Source organism: Xenorhabdus sp. SGI 60 (assembly GCF_056632175.1).
Genome location: NZ_CP196860.1, coordinates 1093711 through 1112889 on the forward strand (window position 1 = coordinate 1093711; position 19179 = coordinate 1112889).

At 42.7% G+C, this 19179-nt stretch carries 27 protein-coding genes and 1 pseudogene; 1 reads left to right on the top strand and 27 read right to left on the bottom strand.

What is annotated here, in order from left to right:
- The 3 genes from tadA to ACSJJG_RS05060 form a co-directional block, all read right to left on the bottom strand.
- Window positions 1–519, bottom strand: coding sequence for a tRNA adenosine(34) deaminase TadA (gene tadA / locus ACSJJG_RS05050; protein ID WP_481088704.1), 519 nt, complete (start codon window positions 517–519; stop codon window positions 1–3).
- Window positions 520–687: 168 nt separating this feature from the next.
- Window positions 688–1509, bottom strand: coding sequence for a DNA-3-methyladenine glycosylase family protein (locus tag ACSJJG_RS05055; protein ID WP_481088705.1), 822 nt, complete (start codon window positions 1507–1509; stop codon window positions 688–690).
- 178 nt (window positions 1510–1687) lie between these two features.
- Window positions 1688–2335: a hypothetical protein gene (locus tag ACSJJG_RS05060; RefSeq protein ID WP_481088706.1), complete on the bottom strand. Its 648-nt coding sequence runs from the start codon at window positions 2333–2335 to the stop codon at window positions 1688–1690.
- 252 nt (window positions 2336–2587) lie between these two features.
- Between ACSJJG_RS05060 and ACSJJG_RS05065 the strand changes: the two genes are divergently transcribed.
- The gene (locus ACSJJG_RS05065; RefSeq protein ID WP_481088707.1) at window positions 2588–2848 is read left to right on the top strand and encodes a YfhL family 4Fe-4S dicluster ferredoxin; all 261 of its coding nucleotides are present in this window, start codon (window positions 2588–2590) and stop codon (window positions 2846–2848) included.
- A 2-nt stretch (window positions 2849–2850) separates the two neighbouring features.
- Here ACSJJG_RS05065 and acpS read toward each other — a convergent pair whose 3' ends face one another.
- From acpS to ACSJJG_RS05185, 24 genes and pseudogenes are all read right to left on the bottom strand, one after another.
- The gene (gene acpS / locus ACSJJG_RS05070) at window positions 2851–3231 is read right to left on the bottom strand and encodes a holo-ACP synthase (protein ID WP_481088708.1); all 381 of its coding nucleotides are present in this window, start codon (window positions 3229–3231) and stop codon (window positions 2851–2853) included.
- Window positions 3231–3962 carry a pyridoxine 5'-phosphate synthase gene (gene pdxJ, locus ACSJJG_RS05075; RefSeq protein WP_481088709.1) on the bottom strand — a complete coding sequence of 244 codons (732 nt, stop codon included), beginning with the start codon at window positions 3960–3962 and terminating at the stop codon, window positions 3231–3233. Before pdxJ ends, acpS begins: the two co-directional genes overlap by 1 nt.
- A gap of 68 nt (window positions 3963–4030) precedes the next feature.
- Window positions 4031–4768: a DNA repair protein RecO gene (gene recO / locus ACSJJG_RS05080; RefSeq protein ID WP_481088710.1), complete on the bottom strand. Its 738-nt coding sequence runs from the start codon at window positions 4766–4768 to the stop codon at window positions 4031–4033.
- A 9-nt stretch (window positions 4769–4777) separates the two neighbouring features.
- Window positions 4778–5683, bottom strand: a complete 906-nt coding sequence (gene era / locus ACSJJG_RS05085; RefSeq protein ID WP_481088711.1) for a GTPase Era — start codon at window positions 5681–5683, stop codon at window positions 4778–4780.
- Window positions 5680–6360 carry a ribonuclease III gene (gene rnc / locus ACSJJG_RS05090; RefSeq protein ID WP_481088712.1) on the bottom strand — a complete coding sequence of 227 codons (681 nt, stop codon included), beginning with the start codon at window positions 6358–6360 and terminating at the stop codon, window positions 5680–5682. Before rnc ends, era begins: the two co-directional genes overlap by 4 nt.
- Before the next feature lie 224 nt (window positions 6361–6584).
- On the bottom strand, window positions 6585–7556 hold the full coding sequence (gene lepB / locus ACSJJG_RS05095; RefSeq protein WP_481088713.1) for a signal peptidase I: 972 nt from the start codon (window positions 7554–7556) through the stop codon (window positions 6585–6587).
- A 22-nt stretch (window positions 7557–7578) separates the two neighbouring features.
- Entirely contained in the window at window positions 7579–9375 is a 1797-nt protein-coding gene (lepA, locus tag ACSJJG_RS05100; RefSeq protein WP_481088714.1) for a translation elongation factor 4, read from the bottom strand.
- A 229-nt stretch (window positions 9376–9604) separates the two neighbouring features.
- A complete protein-coding gene (gene rseC / locus ACSJJG_RS05105) occupies window positions 9605–10069 on the bottom strand; it encodes a SoxR-reducing system protein RseC (protein ID WP_481088715.1) in 465 nt (154 codons plus the stop codon).
- Window positions 10062–11030: a sigma-E factor regulatory protein RseB gene (gene rseB, locus ACSJJG_RS05110; RefSeq protein ID WP_481088716.1), complete on the bottom strand. Its 969-nt coding sequence runs from the start codon at window positions 11028–11030 to the stop codon at window positions 10062–10064. Before rseB ends, rseC begins: the two co-directional genes overlap by 8 nt.
- Window positions 11030–11677, bottom strand: a complete 648-nt coding sequence (gene rseA / locus ACSJJG_RS05115) for an anti-sigma-E factor RseA (RefSeq protein ID WP_481088717.1) — start codon at window positions 11675–11677, stop codon at window positions 11030–11032. The genes rseB and rseA overlap by 1 nt, the downstream gene beginning before the upstream one ends.
- A 47-nt stretch (window positions 11678–11724) precedes the next feature.
- Window positions 11725–12300, bottom strand: a complete 576-nt coding sequence (rpoE, locus tag ACSJJG_RS05120; RefSeq protein ID WP_481088718.1) for an RNA polymerase sigma factor RpoE — start codon at window positions 12298–12300, stop codon at window positions 11725–11727.
- 279 nt (window positions 12301–12579) lie between these two features.
- Window positions 12580–13347 (bottom strand): tRNA(1)(Val) (adenine(37)-N(6))-methyltransferase TrmN, encoded by a 768-nt coding sequence (gene trmN, locus ACSJJG_RS05125; RefSeq protein WP_481088719.1) that lies wholly within the window; start codon window positions 13345–13347, stop codon window positions 12580–12582.
- A 217-nt stretch (window positions 13348–13564) separates the two neighbouring features.
- The gene (locus ACSJJG_RS05130) at window positions 13565–13834 is read right to left on the bottom strand and encodes a pyocin activator PrtN family protein (RefSeq protein WP_189760422.1); all 270 of its coding nucleotides are present in this window, start codon (window positions 13832–13834) and stop codon (window positions 13565–13567) included.
- Between the two features lie 5 nt (window positions 13835–13839).
- The gene (locus tag ACSJJG_RS05135; RefSeq protein ID WP_189760405.1) at window positions 13840–14151 is read right to left on the bottom strand and encodes a hypothetical protein; all 312 of its coding nucleotides are present in this window, start codon (window positions 14149–14151) and stop codon (window positions 13840–13842) included.
- Window positions 14148–14576 (bottom strand): zinc-finger-containing protein, encoded by a 429-nt coding sequence (locus ACSJJG_RS05140; protein ID WP_282885501.1) that lies wholly within the window; start codon window positions 14574–14576, stop codon window positions 14148–14150. The genes ACSJJG_RS05135 and ACSJJG_RS05140 overlap by 4 nt, the downstream gene beginning before the upstream one ends.
- Window positions 14527–14877, bottom strand: coding sequence for a phiTE_072 family protein (locus ACSJJG_RS05145; RefSeq protein WP_189761435.1), 351 nt, complete (start codon window positions 14875–14877; stop codon window positions 14527–14529). Before ACSJJG_RS05145 ends, ACSJJG_RS05140 begins: the two co-directional genes overlap by 50 nt.
- A 251-nt stretch (window positions 14878–15128) precedes the next feature.
- Window positions 15129–15998 carry a recombination protein RecT gene (gene recT / locus ACSJJG_RS05150; protein ID WP_189761364.1) on the bottom strand — a complete coding sequence of 290 codons (870 nt, stop codon included), beginning with the start codon at window positions 15996–15998 and terminating at the stop codon, window positions 15129–15131.
- Window positions 15991–16809, bottom strand: a pseudogene (locus ACSJJG_RS05155) (PD-(D/E)XK nuclease-like domain-containing protein); the annotation flags it as partial. The pseudogene ACSJJG_RS05155 and the gene recT, both read right to left, overlap by 8 nt.
- The gene (locus ACSJJG_RS05160) at window positions 16787–17101 is read right to left on the bottom strand and encodes a hypothetical protein (RefSeq protein ID WP_282885500.1); all 315 of its coding nucleotides are present in this window, start codon (window positions 17099–17101) and stop codon (window positions 16787–16789) included. The gene ACSJJG_RS05160 and the pseudogene ACSJJG_RS05155, both read right to left, overlap by 23 nt.
- Window positions 17098–17370: a hypothetical protein gene (locus tag ACSJJG_RS05165; protein WP_282885499.1), complete on the bottom strand. Its 273-nt coding sequence runs from the start codon at window positions 17368–17370 to the stop codon at window positions 17098–17100. Before ACSJJG_RS05165 ends, ACSJJG_RS05160 begins: the two co-directional genes overlap by 4 nt.
- 188 nt (window positions 17371–17558) lie before the next feature.
- Window positions 17559–18221 (bottom strand): hypothetical protein, encoded by a 663-nt coding sequence (locus ACSJJG_RS05170; RefSeq protein ID WP_282885498.1) that lies wholly within the window; start codon window positions 18219–18221, stop codon window positions 17559–17561.
- Between the two features lie 41 nt (window positions 18222–18262).
- A complete protein-coding gene (locus ACSJJG_RS05175; protein ID WP_189761425.1) occupies window positions 18263–18685 on the bottom strand; it encodes a hypothetical protein in 423 nt (140 codons plus the stop codon).
- Window position 18686: 1 nt separating this feature from the next.
- Window positions 18687–18923, bottom strand: coding sequence for a DUF551 domain-containing protein (locus ACSJJG_RS05180; RefSeq protein ID WP_189761424.1), 237 nt, complete (start codon window positions 18921–18923; stop codon window positions 18687–18689).
- Window positions 18924–18934: 11 nt separating this feature from the next.
- Window positions 18935–19162, bottom strand: coding sequence for a hypothetical protein (locus ACSJJG_RS05185; RefSeq protein ID WP_193836487.1), 228 nt, complete (start codon window positions 19160–19162; stop codon window positions 18935–18937).
- Between the last annotated feature and the right edge of the window lie 17 nt (window positions 19163–19179).

Here is a 19179-nt window from a genome sequence, read left to right on the forward strand (position 1 = left end):
CTATGGCATTTCCTGTTGCTGAGTTTTCATTTTTTTCAATGCCTTATGCTGTTCCCTGCGTTGTTTGAAAAAAGCACTCAACATAGTGGAGCACTCTTCTGCCAGCACACCGCCGGTAATTTCAATTTGGTGATTCATGCCTGGATGGCGCAAGATATCAAGCAATGAACCTGCCGCTCCCGTTTTCATATCGCTGGCACCATAAACTAACCGTTGTATCCGGCTGTGTACCATCGCTCCTGCGCACATGACACAAGGCTCTAAAGTGACATACAGCGTCGTATTCAATAGACGATAATTCTGCAATTGCCTCCCGCCCCGCCGTAACGCAATAATTTCTGCATGGGCGGTAGGATCATGGTCAGTGATTGGATGGTTAAATCCCTCAGCAATCACCTTATTATCTGCAACCAATACCGCACCAACCGGAATTTCACCCTTTGCTTGTGCTTGCATGGCTAAATCTATCGCCCGACGCATCCAATATTCATCACTAAAATTTTCGTTGTCACTGCCCATTCTCTTACTTATGAAAATTCTGCCTATTATACTCAATCGCCTCAATCTGCTGGTTCAACCTGAATCTCATCAGGAAAAGCATCAAGGAACAATTTTATGCGCGCTGTCCTTTCACTGGCCATTTTAGAAACTTTACGAAAAGCACTTAACCAAGAAGTTGGAATGGTATTAATATCCACTACTGGATTGCTGTTGCCATAAATGTGCCCCCACCAACGCTTTCCAGGGAGAAAAATCTGCCAGCCATTTTTCTGCCTGTTCCGCACTCACTTTATCGTCCTGGTTGAGCAAATATTGGAGATTACGCCTGACGGCAACATCGCCATGTAGTGAACCATCCAGGTAACTGAATCCTCGTAGCAAGGCATAATTAACGGTCCACATGCCAATGCCCTTGATAGCAAGTAAGCTGTCCGCCAACCGTTTCACTCCATTTTCTCCTTCTGGAATATTTAGTTCCAATAATCCAGAGTCAATAAGTTGACAAACATTCAATAAAGCATTCGCTTTACTCACAGAAAAACCACACTGACGGAGATCATGCTGAGAATATTGCATCACCTGCTTATCATTCGGAAAACACAGTAACCCAGAAGAGTGCTGAAGCCCTACCGCCTGAATAAAACGCCGCCTGATGGAAATGGCTGCGCTTAAACTAATTTGTTGCCCGATAATCGCCCAACTAAGCGCTTCAAAAGGTGTCGCGGATTGATAAATGCGCAAGCCTGTTTGTCTGTTAACCAATTCTCCAATAACGGGATGATATTGATAGACAGATTCAAATACATCAACCGGTTGTTTCAAACCAAGCATATGGGAGGCTAGCGTCGATAACGCTTCACGTTGTGAAGAACACTCTTTATCACCATCAATATCAAGCTGTATTTTCGCCCTATTTTTTTCCATTGTGATGGTCAAAAGGGCCGGATTTTCATACCAAATAATCCCTTTTTTAATTTGATTATGTTGTACGATCTCAGAAATACCCATTTCATCCCTCTGATGAAAAGCAAAAAAATCCCTCGTATGATAATTATTGGGTAATATAATTTCCGTTAAGCAGCTTGATTTCATTGGGGTAGCTCCAGAAGACACACAGAATTAATCTCACTATTCACTATCTAACAGACTTTAAGTTTAGATACAATGGCAATTCAACCAACACAGCCTACAAAGTAACATAATCAATTTTATATTTAATTAACTCCTTATTTAATTTTCGGATTTGATATTTTGACGGGCTTAACATTAATAGATAAATACCAATCCCCATAAGTAAAATCATACTTAACATGACTAAAAAGAAATCTAAAGCACTCCCGATAGTATGACTCAAGGCATCAACTTTGAATAAAAACACAACCAATACAACAAATGCTAAAGTAAAAAAATAAGTTGAAAATATTTTTTCAAAACAATAAGTAAAATAGTAGTAAGAACTGACATTGATTTGAACCACACCAGAGTTTAAGACAATATATACTTTCAACTTTTTAAGAATATCTATATATTCAGGACTCAATCCATCTTTTTTCAGCTTGATAAATATATTCCTAAATTTATCAGATTTTATCTTTGTCACATCAAACATGATCTCAGATGCAATTTCATATTTAATATACTCTTTACTCAAATCATCTAAATAAACATTGTACTCATTAAGGTATTTAATGTACTTTTTTGCCTTTCTCTCTCTAAACACACATACATCTGCATAAAGCTTCTTTAATACGGACAGAATAATACCAACAAAAGTCCCGATAGATCCCAAGACTTTCACGATATCATTACCATGTTTTACGATGTATTCAAGCATGTTTTTACTCTAATGAATTGAAAACATGCTTAAGTATATACCATGATAAATGTACTGGATTGCTTTCTGATATGTTAACATCTATCTCAGATAGTTTTTCTTTGCACAGTATATTTAGTTGTAATCATTTCTTTGTAAGATACATTTTTTATAAAATATATTGCATGAAATAACAAGGGATGATCGAGAGCAACAAATCAGGAGGAAAATTAAGTCCTTAATTAAAAGGCTTAATTTATGTAAGAGGTTGAAATGGCACTACTAATTACCAAACGCTGCATTAATTGTGATATGTGTGAACCCGAATGCCCTAATCAGGCCATCACCATGGGTGCAGAGATCTACGAAATTGAGCCTGAACGCTGTACCGAGTGTATCGGGCACTACGAAAAGCCAACTTGTCAATCCGTCTGCCCAATCACGAACACCATTATCTTTGACCCTAACCATCAGGAAACCGAAGAGCAGTTATGGGATAAGTTTGTGCTTCTACATCATGCTGATAAGATCTGAATTTAATTTTCCAATATCACCGTCGCACAGGCATAACGCCGTTCATCTGCTAGTGTGACATGCATGGATTTTATCCTCAGTTTGTTAGCCAGCACTGCGGCCTCTCCATGAAGTTTCAACGTGGGTTTTCCCAGTGGATCATTAGTCACTTCAAATTGATTAAAAGCCAGTCCATTGCGGATACCTGTTCCAAAAGCTTTAGCTGCCGCTTCCTTGACAGCAAACCGTTTTGCCAGGAAGCGGACAGGCTGGTTATGCTGTTGATATTGCTGCCATTCCCTATCACTCAGAATTCGCCTTGCCAGACGTTCGCCTGAACGCCCGACAATTTCTTCAATGCGAGATATTTCAACAATATCTGTGCCTAATCCAAGAATGGCCATTAACGGCGAGCTTCCCGCAATAAAGTTTTCATATCCGCCACAGCCGCAGATAAGCCACTGAATACAGCACGACCAATAATGGCATGTCCTATATTCAATTCATAAATTTCAGGTAAGGCTGCAATACGCTGCACATTGTGGTAGGTCAAACCGTGGCCTGCATTGACTTTAAGCCCTTTAGCAGCTGCGTAAGTTGCAGCTTCTTTGATACGCTGAAATTCTTTTTCCTGCTGTACCTCATTCCCTGCATCTGCATACGCCCCCGTGTGAATTTCAATAAATGGCGCTCCAACTTCGGCAGCAGCATCAATTTGTTGGTGATCCGCATCAATGAACAAAGACACTAAAATCCCCGCTTCTGATAAAGTCTTAACAGCCGCAGCAATGTGCTCTTTTTGTCCAGACACATCCAATCCCCCTTCGGTTGTGACCTCTTGACGCTTTTCAGGGACTAAACAACAGAAAGCAGGTTTGATTTGGCAAGCAATCCCCACCATCTCATCTGTGACCGCCATTTCAAGGTTCATACGGGTTTGGATTGTATTTTTTAATAATTGGACATCTCTGTCAGTAATATGGCGGCGATCTTCACGTAGGTGAACGGTTATACCATCTGCACCCGCTTGCTCTGCAACAAATGCAGCCTGAACGGGATCAGGGTATTGTGTCCCACGGGCATTACGCAAGGTTGCAATGTGATCAATGTTGATACCTAACAATACCTCAGCCATTTTTAGCTCCTGCAATAATATAAGATTTAATAAAGTCTACACTCTTCATCATGAAAAAGTGGCTTACTTTAGTTTTCATTTTTCTTGTTGGGGTTATCAGTTTTTTTACGCACGAAGTGACGAAATAGCTCACGGCTTTTTAACGGTTTTCCCCCCAGATAAGGTTTCAAGGCAATGCGAGTAAAACGCTTCGCTGCTTTCAAGGTCACCTGATCGGGAAATTCGCTACTTGCCAATGCCTTGAGTTCATAACCTGTAAAACTGTAATGATCCACAACCAAACTGGCGATAAAGCCTTTTTCTTCACGATAACGGTATGTCATGGTATCCGATACAGGTTCACCACTTCCCGCACAGTGAAGATAATCTACTCCGTATCCCATATTGGTGAGTAGCGCTAATTCAAAACGACGCAATGCACATTCTGGTGTGTATTCACTCACTGCAAGCGCTTGTAAACATTGGAGGTAATCAAAAAAAAGCGCGGGATATGCCGTTCCTTGCTCAAGGAGTCTGGATAAGAGTTCATTCACATACAAACCGCTGTAGAGCACACTTCCCGTTAAGGGGAGGGCCAATGAGACAGGCTCTGCGTCTCTTAATGTCTTGATTTCACCCCGCCCACTCCAACGAATAAGCAGCGGGGTGAAAGGTTGCAAGCAACCTTTCAGGTTGGAGCGACGGCTGCGTGCCCCTTTCGCTAAAACACGTACCCGCCCTTCATTTTCAGTAAAAAAATCCAGCAATAAACTGGTTTCACTGTAAGGGCGCCCATGAAGCACAAAGGCTCTCTGCCAGCCGTCCACACATCAGCCTTATAAGTCGTCGATGTAACCGAGGCTACGCAGCGCTCGTTCGTCATCAGCCCAACCCGCTTTCACTTTCACCCACAATTCCAGGCGGACTTTCATATCAAACAGCTTTTCCATATCTTGACGGGCTTCTATGCCGATCTTCTTGATTTTACTGCCTTTATTACCAATCACCATTTTCTTCTGGCCATCACGCTCTACCAGAATCAAGCCGTTGATGGTATAACCGCCACGTTCATTGGTAACAAATTGCTCAATTTCCACTGTCACGGAATAGGGGAGTTCTTCACCCAAAAAACGCATCAGTTTTTCACGGATGATTTCTGACGCCATAAAACGCTGTGAGCGATCAGTAATGTAATCTTCAGGGAAGTGATGTTCCGCCTGGGGTATATGATCACGCACTAGGTTGGCAATGGTATCAACATTCATGCCTTTTTCAGCGCTAATCGGCACAACATCAATAAAATTCATCTGTTGGCTAAGAAAACCGATATGTGGCAGAAGAATGGTTTTATCCGTCACATTGTCCACTTTATTGATAGCCAGTAAGACGGGACAACGCAAATGACGCAACTTATTCACCACCATTTCATCATCTGGTGTCCAATGCGTACCTTCCACAACAAAAATAACCAGTTCGACATCACCAATGGAGCTGCTCGCCGCACGGTTCATCAGGCGGTTGATCGCCCGTTTTTCTTCAATATGAAGGCCCGGTGTATCAACATAGATGGTTTGGTAAGCCCCTTCCGTATGGATCCCCATGATGCGATGCCGCGTCGTTTGAGGTTTACGGGAAGTGATGGATACTTTTTGGCCCAATAACTGATTCAATAACGTTGATTTACCAACATTGGGCCGACCGACTATTGCAACGAATCCGCAATAGTTTTTTTCTTCGCTCATTCAAGCTCCAGTTGTTTTAATGCTTGTTCCGCAGCCGCCTGCTCTGCCTTGCGGCGGCTGGAACCGACTCCTCTGACAGGTTGTTCAAATCCACTGACCTGACAGTGAATTGTAAATTCCTGATCGTGTGCTTCCCCACGAACCTGAACAACCAGATATGTAGGCAACGGCAAATGACGCCCTTGCAAATATTCTTGTAAACGGGTTTTAGGATCTTTTTGCTTATCGCCCGGGCTAATTTCATTCAAACGGGTTTCATACCAATTCAGGATAATCTTTTCGACCGTCTGAATATCGCTATCAAGAAAAACAGCACCGATTAAAGCTTCAATACTATCCGCTAAAATGGATTCGCGACGATGTCCTCCACTCTTTAACTCACCCGGCCCCAAACGCAGGCATTCACCTAACTCAAACTCTCTGGCTAGCTCCGCCAGAGTATTACCACGCACCAATGTTGCCCGCATGCGGCTCATGTCCCCTTCATCAACACGGGGAAAACGATGGTAAAGGGCATTAGCAATGACAAAACTCAGGATTGAGTCACCAAGAAATTCCAAACGTTCATTATGCTTACTGCTGGCACTGCGGTGAGTCAACGCTTGAAGCAACAAATCGTGTTGTTTAAAGCTATATCCCAGCTTATGTTGTAACCGGTTCGTTATTATGGGGTTCATGTGCTACCAATTCAGTTAGAATTCATCAAATAAAAGCACACGCAACAGACCTGTGAGACCATACCAACCAAGTTACCTTGGGAACATTTTTTGCGGTATGCCTTACAAAACTGTTGCGTTTGCACTGGCTCCCAAAGTCTTCATCTTCTTCAGGAGCCAGTCATCTCGTTTGAAAGAATATTCTACACTGTGAGATAAATTAATGCTGCGCTAATATATAAATATTAGTGAATTCCACCAATTCGACTGAAACGCACGCCAGTAGGCCATTCGCCTTCCTGTTTTTCAAAGCTCATCCAAATGGCGGTTGCACGGCCTACCAGATTTTTCTCCGGTATAAATCCCCATGAACGACTGTCATCACTATTGTCACGGTTATCACCCATGGCAAAATATTGCCCCTTGGGAACAATCCAAGTCCCCATTGGCAAGCCTTCTTGAGAGAAACCAGGGAAACGTTGTATTACAGGAATAGTCAAAATATGGTGTGACACATTACCTAAAGTTTCGACTCTTTCGTCCTGGCGAAGAGCGTATGGTCCGACTGGTTCATCGACAGGAACCTGATAAACACCACTTATACGAACGCCTTCTGGTGTCACATCTTCTTTTATTGTCCATTCACTTGGGAACACATTCCGGTAAGTAACAGGTAAATCGCCCTTACATTGTGTATTCCAGCCACAGCCAGGGTAAACCTGAAGCTCTTTATTGACGTAGTCATAAACGATCTTATCCCCAGGCAAACCAATAATGCGTTTTACAAAATCTATGCTTGGGTTCTTCGGATATTTGAAAACCGCAATATCTCCACGTTTAGGCTCGCCAGTCTTAATTAAGGTTGTTTGCGTAATGGGATCTTTTAAACCATAAGCAAATTTTTCAACCAGAATGAAATCCCCGATCAACAATGTCGGCATCATTGAACCAGAAGGGATCTGAAAAGGTTCATAAACAAAAGAGCGCAGAACCAACACAATGGCTAACACCGGAAAGACAGATGCAAGTGTTTCAACCCATGAAGGTTTGTTCAGTTTTTTAGCCAAAGCTTCCTGAGCTTCTGCACCTGTCGCCTGTTCCTGGATGTGAGCAAATTTTTTCTTACGTTCAGGCGCAAACTTAAATCGTTCTATGCACCAAAGAATACCGGTAATTAACGTTGCTAACGTTAATATCAAGGCAAAAGTGTTAGCCATTTGAACTCCTTACGACCTTGTGTTAATTATCTTTGCCAACATGCAGAATCGCTAAGAAGGCTTCCTGCGGCAGTTCAACATTTCCGACCTGCTTCATGCGTTTTTTACCTTCTTTCTGTTTCTGCAATAACTTTTTCTTACGACTGACGTCACCACCATAACATTTCGCCAGTACGTTTTTACGTAATTGCTTAACGGTAGAACGCGCAATAATGTGAGTTCCTATGGCAGCCTGAATGGCAATATCAAATTGCTGGCGTGGGATCAGCTCCTTCATTTTTTCCACCAGCTCACGACCACGGTATTGAGAATTCTCTCGGTGAGTAATCAATGCCAGAGCATCAACTCGCTCACTGTTAATCAAGACATCCACACGAACCATGTCCGAATCCTGGAAACGGATAAAATTGTAATCCAACGAGGCGTAACCACGAGAGGTTGATTTCAAACGGTCAAAGAAATCCAGAACCACTTCAGCCATTGGAATTTCATAAGTCAGAGCAACCTGATTACCGTGATAAACCATATTTGTCTGCACACCGCGTTTTTCTACGCAGAGTGTAATGACGTTACCAAGGTACTCTTTCGGCAACAACATGTGACATTCTGCAATCGGTTCACGCAGCTCCTCAATATTGTTCAATGGCGGCAACTTGGATGGACTATCAACGTAAATAATATCACCACTGGTTGTCTCAACTTCATAAACAACGGTTGGCGCTGTTGTGATCAAATCGAGATCATATTCACGCTCCAGACGTTCCTGAATGATTTCCATGTGCAGCAAGCCGAGGAAACCACAACGGAAACCGAAGCCCAACGCAGTCGAACTTTCTGGCTCATAGAATAATGACGCGTCATTTAAGCTCAGTTTGCCCAACGCATCACGGAAAGCTTCATAGTCATCAGAACTTATTGGGAACAGACCCGCATAAACCTGAGGTTTGACCTTTTTAAAACCAGGCAGGGCTTTTTCCGCAGGCTGACGGGCAGTTGTCAGTGTATCCCCAACTGGCGCCCCCAAAATATCTTTGATGGCACAAACCAACCAGCCTACTTCACCGCAATTCAATACATTACGGTCAATACGTTTCGGTGTGAAGATACCCAGACGGTCAGCGTTATATACCTGTCCGGTGCTCATTACCTTAATTTTGTCACCCTTACGCAACGTACCGTTTTTGATGCGGACAAGTGAAACAACACCAAGGTAATTATCAAACCATGAGTCAATAATCAGGGCCTGTAATGGAGCATCAGGATCGCCTTCCGGTGACGGTATCTCTTTCACCAGACGTTCAATGACATCCTGTACACCTACCCCCGTTTTTGCAGAACAGCGAACAGCATCTGTTGCATCAATACCAACAATGTCTTCTATTTCTTCAGCGACACGCTCTGGTTCAGCCGCAGGGAGGTCAATTTTATTCAGAACCGGAACCACTTCCAGATCCATTTCAATGGCGGTATAGCAGTTAGCCAATGTTTGGGCTTCAACCCCCTGGCCTGCATCAACAACCAGCAAGGCTCCTTCACAAGCCGCCAGTGAACGGGAAACTTCGTAAGAGAAGTCAACATGCCCCGGTGTATCGATAAAGTTTAATTGGTAAACTTGCCCGTCATTTGCCTTGTAATCAAGAGTGACACTTTGTGCTTTGATCGTGATCCCACGTTCACGTTCCAGATCCATTGAATCCAGTACTTGTGCTGCCATTTCGCGATCAGACAGTCCACCACAGATTTGAATAATCCGGTCAGAGAGCGTGGACTTACCGTGGTCAATGTGGGCGATAATGGAGAAATTTCTTATTTGCTTCATTATTAAATCTTTTTTGCCTTAATATTTCTGAATCATTCGCCTATGGACACATTGATGGACATAAAGCGACAGTTTATTGGTTCGGCCACTGGCCCGAAGCGCTGTATTCTACATGCCAAACCCGCGAAAACCAAACCCGTGAAAACTTAGCCATGTCTGTCATTTTCAATATGACCCAGTTATTTTCAGTAATGATAAATTAAAATTGAAACTTGTAGGGTAAAACAGATTATTCTTGCTGTAGAACCTTAATCGAATCAGGTGGTAAGCCAATTTGTAACACGACAGGCTGGTACGCTTGCAAATTATCCCAATACGCAGCAATCTTGCGGGCAATGAAGAAACCAGCGACTCCACCGCCAATCCCCCCTAAGCAGATCCATAATTGGACAGTCGTCCAGAATTGGAAAAGCACTCCCCCCAAAAACAAACCCAACAATGGTGTCAAATAAACCAACATAGCTGAACGTAGCAGGCTGCTTTCAGGAATGCCCACTTCAACCTTCTGCCCCGGTTGGAGTGGTTGAGAAATTTCCAGTTCCAACTGATGGATGCTTTCTGGCCCTATTTTTTCCAGTAAATAAGAACCACAGGCTGTTTTGGTTTGACAGCTACCGCAGCCTGAAGATGAGCCATAACGTAATAATGCCCGGCCTTTGTGCCAACGGACAACCGTTGCCCACTCTTTAACCATCAGTTTTTCCCGTAATCGTCACACTTGCTGCAATTTGTTCGGCTGTTGCGAAAGGCAGCTCACCAATAACTGTTATGCTGTTTTTGCCTCTGGCCAAAGTATAAACCGTTCTTCTGCCTTGTCGAAATGGTTGTTCATCAACAACCTTTTTATCCGAGTTCACAACATTGACAGAAAAATTAAACAATCCATCACTATACATGATGGATTCTAACCATTCTGTCTCTGATAGTTTCAGGCTGTTACGTGAAATTTCTTTGAAGCCGTCAGGCATTTTTCCAACCAGCCAATTGAATTTCAACTTATCAGCAGGAGGAATGAGTAACATAGGCGGTAATTTCAAATCAGTAATTACATTCAATTCTGTTTTAATATAGCCATTCACCGTTGATGACACGACACGGAATTGCTCAATAACTGTTTTATTATCCTTATCTAATAAGTCAATCAGCAAAGGGAGATGATTTTTCTCATCAATCAGCAGGTTATAGTTATAGCGGAATTTATCTTTCGATATGATGCGTACAAAATTCACAGGATGATCGCCAACATTTGTGCTGCCTGCATCAATAAAACGATAAAATTTTTGCAATTGGGTAAAATCGGCAAAGATGATCGGTGGAAGATAATCGACGATATGAGAACCACGGATACTAAATGAGTCTAATCCGGGTTCGTAATAGCTGATTTGGTCACCGCGCTGGATAATTTCTCTACGTGAGCCATCCATTTGGATGATTTGAGCAATCACCTGCCCATTGATAATGGCATGACGGTAACGCAAGGGAACGAGAAATTGCTGCTCTAAGATGATGAAACCAAGCTCGTAATCCAGCGTTTGCACTGCCTTACTCATATCTTGTAACAAAGCCTCAGCGTTGCTTTGTTGTTGCGCTGAGGCTTTTAGAGGATTTATCAGGCTACTCGCCAATAAAAAAACGACAACCCAAGTACGTTTCATCACTGTTGTTGTGACTGTTGTGGCGCTTGCTCTTCAGGAACCGGACTAACCTGAGTGACACCATAATTTTTTTCAGAGTGAATGCGCCGAGCGAGTTCATATTGCTGCAACATTGCATCAATTCGCTTATTGCTTTCTCGTACTTGCATACTCAAATCACCACCGAAAGTTTCTTCTTCGGCGGGAGAAGCTAAGCCAACTGTTGAGGCTGTCCCCATCACAGGCAACGTGTTAAAAGCTGGCGCCTCAAATTGGTTATCTGTTTCAACACTGCTATTACTATTATACTGCTGGACACCGATAATCACGGTCAGCGATACACAGGCAGCAACCCCAATTTGGGCAATTTGACTCTTCCATGCGCGAATTTTGTGCCAGAATGGCATGTTAGCCCATGTTTCAGGTTTTGGCTGAGATTCCAGAACGGCCGCTGGATTAATATGAATAGGTTCTTTTTCAAGCGCCAACGCTACTTGATTTGCAATGTCCAAATGCAATACATCCCCCACATCGCCACGCAGCACATCACGCACCAGATGATAGCGTTCCCACTGTTTTTGCATGACCGCATCTTCAGAGACCAAATGAATTACTTCACTATCAAGAGCTTCTCCATCCATTAATGCGGAAAGTTTTTCTCTTTGCATGCTAAAGTACCCTTCAATATTATTTTGTCCCACTGTTTTCCACTATATTATTGTTGGATCAGTGGTTGAACTTTATTATCAATCGCTTCCCTTGCCCGAAAAATTCGTGAACGCACAGTGCCTACAGGACATTCCATAATGTCGGCTATTTCTTCATAGCTCAATCCATCCAATTCCCTCAATGTAATCGCGACCCTCAAATCTTCTGGAAGCGATTCAATAGTGCGGAAAACCACTTCCTTTAATTCTTCAGACAACATTAAGTTCTCAGGGTTCGAAATTTCTTTTAATGAACTTGACGTATCATAATTTTCTGCATCATTGGCATCCAGATCATTGGATGGTGGACGGCGCCCCTGAGCAACTAAATAATTTTTCGCAGTATTAACGGCAATACGGTACAACCATGTATAAAATGCACTATCACCTCGGAAAGAAGAAAGTGCCCGATAAGTCTTAATGAAAACCTCCTGAGCAACATCGGGAACGTCGCCCTGAGGTACGTAACGAGCAATCAGGCTCGCTACTTTGTGCTGGTATCTCATCACCAGCAAATTAAATGCTTTTTGGTCGCCCTTCTGGGCGCGTTCAATCAGCATTTGATCCGTTAACTGCTCGCTCATCCGAGGTTCACTCTCCTGAGGTAAAACTCCACATTTATACTTAAATTAAACCAATATGATGTTCTGATTTCCCGAACAAGCATGACTTTGAGTATCAGTTCATTGTGAAGTTCAACTTTAATTGTAATTTTGATTACAACCACCTGTTATTTTCGTACTGCACTTTTCTAAATCATAGCCGCTATTTCACAGGACACGCGATTTTAAACTGAGAAAAAGAAAACCTTTGTTTTATTATACCGAAAAATCTAATTCTCCATCTCAATAGTGCTAACATTATCAATAATAAAGATAAAAATCTGTTATTAACTGACAAAAGTCGTCTGAATATGTGTCATCTGAGGAACGAATCGTTAATTCACTCACCTGGATGTCCTGTTCATGCCGTGACAATCCCAGTAATAGACGATGCAACGGCTTATCTTGCCTGTCACGAACATTGACGCGGAAATGGGTAAACCATCCCAAATCTGACGCCATTTTTTCAAATTGTTCACCAATTTCATAAGGGAGTACCAGGCAAAATAACCCTGTCGGCGTAAGCAATGACCGTACACACGCCAATAACCCCTGATGCGTCAATGACTCCGTATAACGCGCCTGATTGCGAGCTTTGTTTCGACATGCAATAGCCGGCTCAAAGTAGGGAGGATTGCTAACAATCAAATCGTATTGAGAGTTAATTTTCCACAATTCACTTTGTTGCATATGTTGTCGCACGAAATCATGAATATCCTGCTGATATACCGTAATACGGGAAGGCCACGGTGATTGCTGTACATTATCCACTGCCTGCATTGCAGCAAGGCCATCCAGCTCCACCGCATCAATAAGGGTATCTTCTTTTGCACGTTGGGCTATCATCAACGCAATCAAACCACTGCCACATCCAATATCCAGACATCTTTTCCTGTTATATACTGGCACCCAAGCTCCCAACAACACACCATCCGTCCCGACTTTCATCGCACATTTATCATGTCCAACAAAAAACTGTTTAAATGTAAAACCACCGCGGCGAAAAGCGGGTTTCTGTATCGATGCCATAACCTATTCTGCTGAAATTAGAATTTGTCATAGCATAAATCTTATGGCCGACGGATAAAAGTCACCTACTTATTGGATGCTTTTATAGGATGAAGAATGCGCCTAACCTGTTTATAATCGGTAAAATAATATTATTAATCAATTAAATATATCATTAAGGGGTGCTATTGGGGTGCCATAATAACAGCACCCGAAGTGACTTTTGACGCTTTCTTTGTTAATTTGCTTTTCTTTTAACCTGTATTCTTTCCACTTCTTTTGCCGCTAATTCCCTTTGATTGTCAATGTATGCTGCCAGATCATTCACATGAACGATTCTTGGTGATTTCTGACTGTCAGTTAATTTGTATGTAGGAATATTCAGCTTTCCTTCATTTGCTTTACGCTCAGCAGTTCCAGGGCTCATTCTGAGATATCTTTCCGCTATGGCCGACAAAGGAATTTGCGAAGTTTCAAATTCCGCCAATAACAAGAACACCGTGTTCATCTTCATTACTCAACTCCTTTCTGATACCCGTTCCACAAAACCATTTTTGCCACCATTTCAGGTGCTGCCAAGTCACTGAGTGTTGCTTCAAAAATGATGTCATACAGCTCCGTAGTCAGGATATCTTCCAAATTTCTTGGCCTTTCAGAGTAGGGCACTTCATCGGGCACCCCGTTCATGACATCAATAACCAATGCGGCGATTTCCTTTTCTCCCCGTTCCGGCTTGCGGTATCCGGCTTTCCATACTGCATCGGTGATATCAGCCGGATCGCCCCAAACTGAGGCGATGATTTGAGTCAGGTGGAGTGGCTTCATTTAAACCCCCTGCATATATTCGCTGCCCGTTCGCACATATCAGTGTCGAACCAGCCGAAATGACATTCGTTGAAACTGATTTCCAGTTGATTTGCTAACCATCTGTACGCCTCCGTGCGCTCCAAATTACGACTCCTGACGACATCATCGAAATACCGATGAGCCGATGCTCTGGCTCTGCGTGTCGGTTTATCTGCCAGTGACCCCATCGGGATATCCGTTCCCGGATGAATGCTGACACGCGCACCGCATGTCCAGCAGTGATACAGCCACGGCCAGCGGTTGTCATGGATGCGTTTAAAAACATTCAGATGATGCTCAATCATCACGTGCCTGCCGCAGTATCGGCAATGAGTCGGAATGGGGTAGGGGTCGTTAACTCTCTGTATTGCTCTTGGATTCGGGTTCCATGGGGTGAACTGCATGTAATCTCCTTAATGCTTCTTTCACGGCATTTAAACGAGAATCCATCCTTTCGTATTTTGGACTGTCAATATTTAGTGCGGGAGCCAGATATCCGGTGAGATATCCGTTATCAGCCTTGAGAATAAAATCAGATAATGAACTTCCCATTGCAGGCCAGAATGCAGTCCATGAATTACCATATTCAGAGATTGTTATTCGTCCCATCTTATTACCGTAATCTTCCAGATAAACATGAATAGGGTCATGTCGTGGTACATCCGTGATTTGAATTTTCACTACATCCGATGTTTCGATATGCACAATAATCCTCCCGCCGCATAGCAGCGTAGTGATAGGGTTGGGGTTACAGGGTTCTATCTGGATTGCCGAGCACGGTGACTCGGTGTTGAAAATCGGTGGTAGGTGGTGCTGGTTGTGCTGGTTTTTTCTTGACTTTACTCACATACTTACCTTGATTCTCATTGGCGCATATTCGTCTACACACAACACATCTACGGTTATTTGTGTATCTCAAAATGTGTCCATGTGGACAGGGTTTACCGTAAAAATATTTACTCGGTTCCGTGGTCATGAGTTACCTCTTCAAACTCAGCTTCAAATACAGCAGCATGTTCTTGATCGATATCTGACTCGGCTTTTTCATCTAAAACGACGGCTTTCTGTATCTCTATGGATACAGGAAGATATTTGAATATTTTTCTAATGGCTGTTTTCTTTGCCATTTCCTCCCAATGAGTCGCCCACGGAGAGTATGTTTCGGCTAAATTTATTGATCCGTCTTTATTTGTCTTCACTGACTTACTTTGGGCTGCAACCTTGTTTATTTGCTGCCTAGACATTACCTCAAATTGAGTCCCTCCATCTTTTAATCTGGCAACGGCATAAACATGGGTGATGGGGGCGTCATCATTACCGCATGGGACATGTGTTAGCGTTTCATTCAGTCCATATTCGTAATGAAATTGGTCACCCTCTCGGACGGCTCTTGCTGAGATACTGATTATCTGACCGGATCGACGAGCTAAATCAATCATTCCTCGGTAACCAATAATCAACTGGACATCAATTCGCTCGGTAACCCAAGTTCCATCTGTATTGCGCTTATTTTTCTTAAATGGTAAGAGGTAAGCGTGCCCTAATGCGTTACCGGGCTCCAGACCTAATTGAGCGCACTGGACAACAGCTCCGATAAAGCTATCCCTGTCGCACAATCCCAAATCAGGATTTTTTCGAATTTCCGTTGTCACTATTCGGATCATTCGTTCCGCGGTTAAATGTTTTGGTAGTGCATTTGCTAACTGGTTTTTCATTCCCGGTAAGTTAATAAACTGAATTAGCTGTAGATCTTTTGTCTTTTCCTTGACTGCTGTTCCTTGCGTCTTTTGCAAATCAGCTTGCGCCAATGGCGGTGTATTAGTCATTTCTCAACTCCTTAGCATAGTGAGGTAGTGATAGCTCTCTAATACCCGGCCATTCATTTGATTTTAGGCACTGAGCATAGGTTGCTAGATTTCTCTGGTAGGCTGTACGCCCTGCCGACCTTGCTTGTTCGTTCATAACGTAGATCCTGACGGGATAACGCCCGCAATCCACTGTGGTACTGACAACCAGAAAAACGAATGTTGGAATTTCTCCTGTGAGTTCGTTGTATCCGTCCGAATAAAACGCATCCTGCACGTGATAACGGTAGTCGTAGAACGCCCTGTCAAACCTGTTCATGTCTGCTGCTGTTTTGACGTCTACTATCCAGTGGTGCGCCTCAATTAATTTATCCGGCCTGCTCCTACATAAAACTCCAGTTGCAGCATCTTCCCAATAGATGCTACTTTCCGCTCTGCCTGCTGCCTCTAGACACCATTTAGCGATCGGATGAGCTAACGTGCTGTCTCTCATTATTTTCAACTTCCGATGTTGTTCATAATCCATGATGATTTTCCCTGTGTCGGCGCATTCTTTTAGAAACTCTTGTTCTTCCTGCTTTCCTGCATTGGTGCGTCGATTGAATGGAGGCGCCTCAATGAACCTCTTGCTGAACTCATCCGGTTCCAATAATAGGCAATGCAACGCTGTTCCCATATCTAATGATTTGATTTTTTCCTCATCAATAGGAGCGCGCCGTTGCCATATCAGTTCGGCGGGGGATTGGTCGATTATGTCCAACTGCGACTTGCTCACCCCCTCGCCCTGATGATAATCCTCGTTGGAAATGTCATAATAGATACCGGGTTTCATGTAGTTCTTCCTCCACTGCTCGACACACATCAAATAGCCATTCGTTGTATTTTTCGATTAATTCATCCTGTCTGTCGCCGGTGGTGGCTAACAGAGTGTTAATGAGCTCTGACCATGTGTTATCCGGCAATTGTCCCAGTCGGTCATTAGCTCGGTTATCCAGATCCGCAGCAAGGGCGTTCTGATATTCTTCATCCTCTTCCAGCCGTTCCTGACGATTTAACGCCGCCCGAATATCGTCATTTCTATTGCGAACATCGTCCCAATAGATTTCGTTATCGTCGTAGCTCATGCGGCCTCCTTATGCATATGCTGGGCGATAGCCATAAGTTCCCGATAGCTGAAACCCGCCTTTTGCATCTCTTCCGCGAGACGCTCTGTATCACAACGCACTCTGGCGTATTCCAGCATTTCGCTAACATCGAGGTCGGAACGCAGGGCGAACTCTTTGAATGGAATATTGAATTGCATATCACCCAGATCGTGATAATTGATATAGATTCGTCCGTTAAATACCCGTTCCTCTGGTTGGACATAACTGTAATTTATTGATGGCAACATATTACCCTCCGTTAAACCGGAATAAATACGAATAATGAGATAATGAGTAGTGCAATTCGGCGCGCATGGAAGCGCCGGTTCCTGACTGCCTGTGGTTTTGTGGGTACGACTGCGCACCCGTCCAACATGTTGTTACGCATGTAACAGTCCCTCGTTAGTGAAAACGATTGGTGATTTTCGAGTTTGGATTATTTAGAGGTCAGAGAAATGAGCGCCTTGGCGTGCAGTTCGGCGGATTCGCGGATTGCTCCGCTTTTGGTGAAAACAGCTTCTTCAGCACTCCATCCTTTGCGCAATCTTTTCCCGATAGTTTGAGGGCGAACATTACACTCTGGCATTCTAGCCCATTGTGATAATGTCATAGATACTCCATTTATAGTAATGAATACATTTGTTCTTGTGTTATTGCTTTGTATTAATTTTTTCGCCCACCTGCAGTTGTCAGGGCTATAATTCCCATTATTATCAATCCTATCTAAGCTATGGCTTTTGCTTGGCCTTCTTCCCATGTCTTGAATAAAATTTTTGAATTCAGACCACCTTTCACAAACCCTTATTCCCCTACCTCCATAAGATGGATATGCTTTGTTTCTTTTATTTTCACATCGCTGTCTCATTGCTGACCAAATAGAATATTCATTCGACTTCGCCATTTTATGTTTAGTAGGTCTATTATCATTCCATTTGCACCCGCAAGATGTGGAATTACCACTTTTTAAACTAGTCCCTCTAATTTGAACTTTATTTCCACAATCACAAATGCAATTCCAAAATCTACCGGGCTTTTCTGGAACAGGACTAATCACCAAAAGTCGATCGAATCTTAAATTTGTTAATTCCAATGGTTTCATATTGTCACGATTACCCCATAATTAAATCGGCGTGAATGTGTTTAGTCATTGTTATTCTCCCGTTCATTCATCATTCCATCAGCCATTTTGTAAGCTTCTTTTGCCAATGAAATTGACCATCCTTCATCAATAATAGGTAATAAATTAGTATTAATAAGTAACGCAGTTAATGCCTGAGCCGCAAAATAATCCCTCAATGTCATTTCATCCGATTTATTATTTTTCAGTATTGCTTCTCTAGATAATCCTAATGACTCAACCAAATTTTTAACGTTATTTAATCCACCTTCGGTAACCACTCCTTTATATTGAATTTTTTCCTTTGTTGGATAATAAATAACTTTCCCTTGTTTTGTTTGTATCGTTATAGTTCCGCAGGCATCAATGGTGTGATTAATACCTATTTCGTTGAGCTGCTTAGATGATTCAAAAACTAGTTTCTGTTTTTTCTCACTGAGTTGCATATTATTCTCCTGTCGGGGGGTGGGGCAACTCCATCCAGTGGGTGATTTCTGATTCATATAACCGCATACCTCCGCTGGGTTCTACATACCACGTATCAATAAGCTCATCACTATAGATACTTCTAGTAACACCACAGAATGTTACTATTGAGTAGCGAGCTTCATTGATTGAATTTCGATACAGTACTAAATATCTACCATATGGTGGTTTGCTATCACTGAGCTTAATCCACTCCATAAACCCTCCTGTTATTCATCGTCATCACAATAGCAATTGAGAATTCGCTGGTTTAATTGAGCTATTTCCGATGCAATTTCAGCTTTTTCTTGCAGACTGTTTTGAACGTGCTCATGAAACGACTTAGTAAACAGCGCAAAATATATGGAAGGTGAGCCTTGCAAATCACTTTTGGTGCTGAGTTTCACTTCGTCGCTGCCATTTGATATCAATTTTATTGTTAGTGTAAATTCGGCCATTATTATTTTCCTATATT

What these genes read in the sequence shown, in the direction of transcription:
- tadA (WP_481088704.1), bottom strand. Translation starts at nt 519, where the DNA reads ATGGGCAGTGACAACGAAAATTTTAGTGATGAATATTGGATGCGTCGG.
- ACSJJG_RS05055 (WP_481088705.1), bottom strand. Translation starts at nt 1,509, where the DNA reads ATGGGTATTTCTGAGATCGTACAACATAATCAAATTAAAAAAGGGATT.
- ACSJJG_RS05060 (WP_481088706.1), bottom strand. Translation starts at nt 2,335, where the DNA reads ATGCTTGAATACATCGTAAAACATGGTAATGATATCGTGAAAGTCTTG.
- ACSJJG_RS05065 (WP_481088707.1), top strand. Translation starts at nt 2,588, where the DNA reads ATGGCACTACTAATTACCAAACGCTGCATTAATTGTGATATGTGTGAA.
- acpS (WP_481088708.1), bottom strand. Translation starts at nt 3,231, where the DNA reads ATGGCCATTCTTGGATTAGGCACAGATATTGTTGAAATATCTCGCATT.
- pdxJ (WP_481088709.1), bottom strand. Translation starts at nt 3,962, where the DNA reads ATGGCTGAGGTATTGTTAGGTATCAACATTGATCACATTGCAACCTTG.
- era (WP_481088711.1), bottom strand. Translation starts at nt 5,683, where the DNA reads ATGAGCGAAGAAAAAAACTATTGCGGATTCGTTGCAATAGTCGGTCGG.
- rnc (WP_481088712.1), bottom strand. Translation starts at nt 6,360, where the DNA reads ATGAACCCCATAATAACGAACCGGTTACAACATAAGCTGGGATATAGC.
- lepB (WP_481088713.1), bottom strand. Translation starts at nt 7,556, where the DNA reads ATGGCTAACACTTTTGCCTTGATATTAACGTTAGCAACGTTAATTACC.
- lepA (WP_481088714.1), bottom strand. Translation starts at nt 9,375, where the DNA reads ATGAAGCAAATAAGAAATTTCTCCATTATCGCCCACATTGACCACGGT.
- rseC (WP_481088715.1), bottom strand. Translation starts at nt 10,069, where the DNA reads ATGGTTAAAGAGTGGGCAACGGTTGTCCGTTGGCACAAAGGCCGGGCA.
- rseB (WP_481088716.1), bottom strand. Translation starts at nt 11,030, where the DNA reads ATGAAACGTACTTGGGTTGTCGTTTTTTTATTGGCGAGTAGCCTGATA.
- rseA (WP_481088717.1), bottom strand. Translation starts at nt 11,677, where the DNA reads ATGCAAAGAGAAAAACTTTCCGCATTAATGGATGGAGAAGCTCTTGAT.
- rpoE (WP_481088718.1), bottom strand. Translation starts at nt 12,300, where the DNA reads ATGAGCGAGCAGTTAACGGATCAAATGCTGATTGAACGCGCCCAGAAG.
- trmN (WP_481088719.1), bottom strand. Translation starts at nt 13,347, where the DNA reads ATGGCATCGATACAGAAACCCGCTTTTCGCCGCGGTGGTTTTACATTT.
- ACSJJG_RS05130 (WP_189760422.1), bottom strand. Translation starts at nt 13,834, where the DNA reads ATGAACACGGTGTTCTTGTTATTGGCGGAATTTGAAACTTCGCAAATT.
- ACSJJG_RS05135 (WP_189760405.1), bottom strand. Translation starts at nt 14,151, where the DNA reads ATGAAGCCACTCCACCTGACTCAAATCATCGCCTCAGTTTGGGGCGAT.
- ACSJJG_RS05140 (WP_282885501.1), bottom strand. Translation starts at nt 14,576, where the DNA reads ATGCAGTTCACCCCATGGAACCCGAATCCAAGAGCAATACAGAGAGTT.
- recT (WP_189761364.1), bottom strand. Translation starts at nt 15,998, where the DNA reads ATGACTAATACACCGCCATTGGCGCAAGCTGATTTGCAAAAGACGCAA.
- ACSJJG_RS05160 (WP_282885500.1), bottom strand. Translation starts at nt 17,101, where the DNA reads ATGAGCTACGACGATAACGAAATCTATTGGGACGATGTTCGCAATAGA.
- ACSJJG_RS05165 (WP_282885499.1), bottom strand. Translation starts at nt 17,370, where the DNA reads ATGTTGCCATCAATAAATTACAGTTATGTCCAACCAGAGGAACGGGTA.
- ACSJJG_RS05170 (WP_282885498.1), bottom strand. Translation starts at nt 18,221, where the DNA reads ATGAAACCATTGGAATTAACAAATTTAAGATTCGATCGACTTTTGGTG.
- ACSJJG_RS05175 (WP_189761425.1), bottom strand. Translation starts at nt 18,685, where the DNA reads ATGCAACTCAGTGAGAAAAAACAGAAACTAGTTTTTGAATCATCTAAG.
- ACSJJG_RS05180 (WP_189761424.1), bottom strand. Translation starts at nt 18,923, where the DNA reads ATGGAGTGGATTAAGCTCAGTGATAGCAAACCACCATATGGTAGATAT.
- ACSJJG_RS05185 (WP_193836487.1), bottom strand. Translation starts at nt 19,162, where the DNA reads ATGGCCGAATTTACACTAACAATAAAATTGATATCAAATGGCAGCGAC.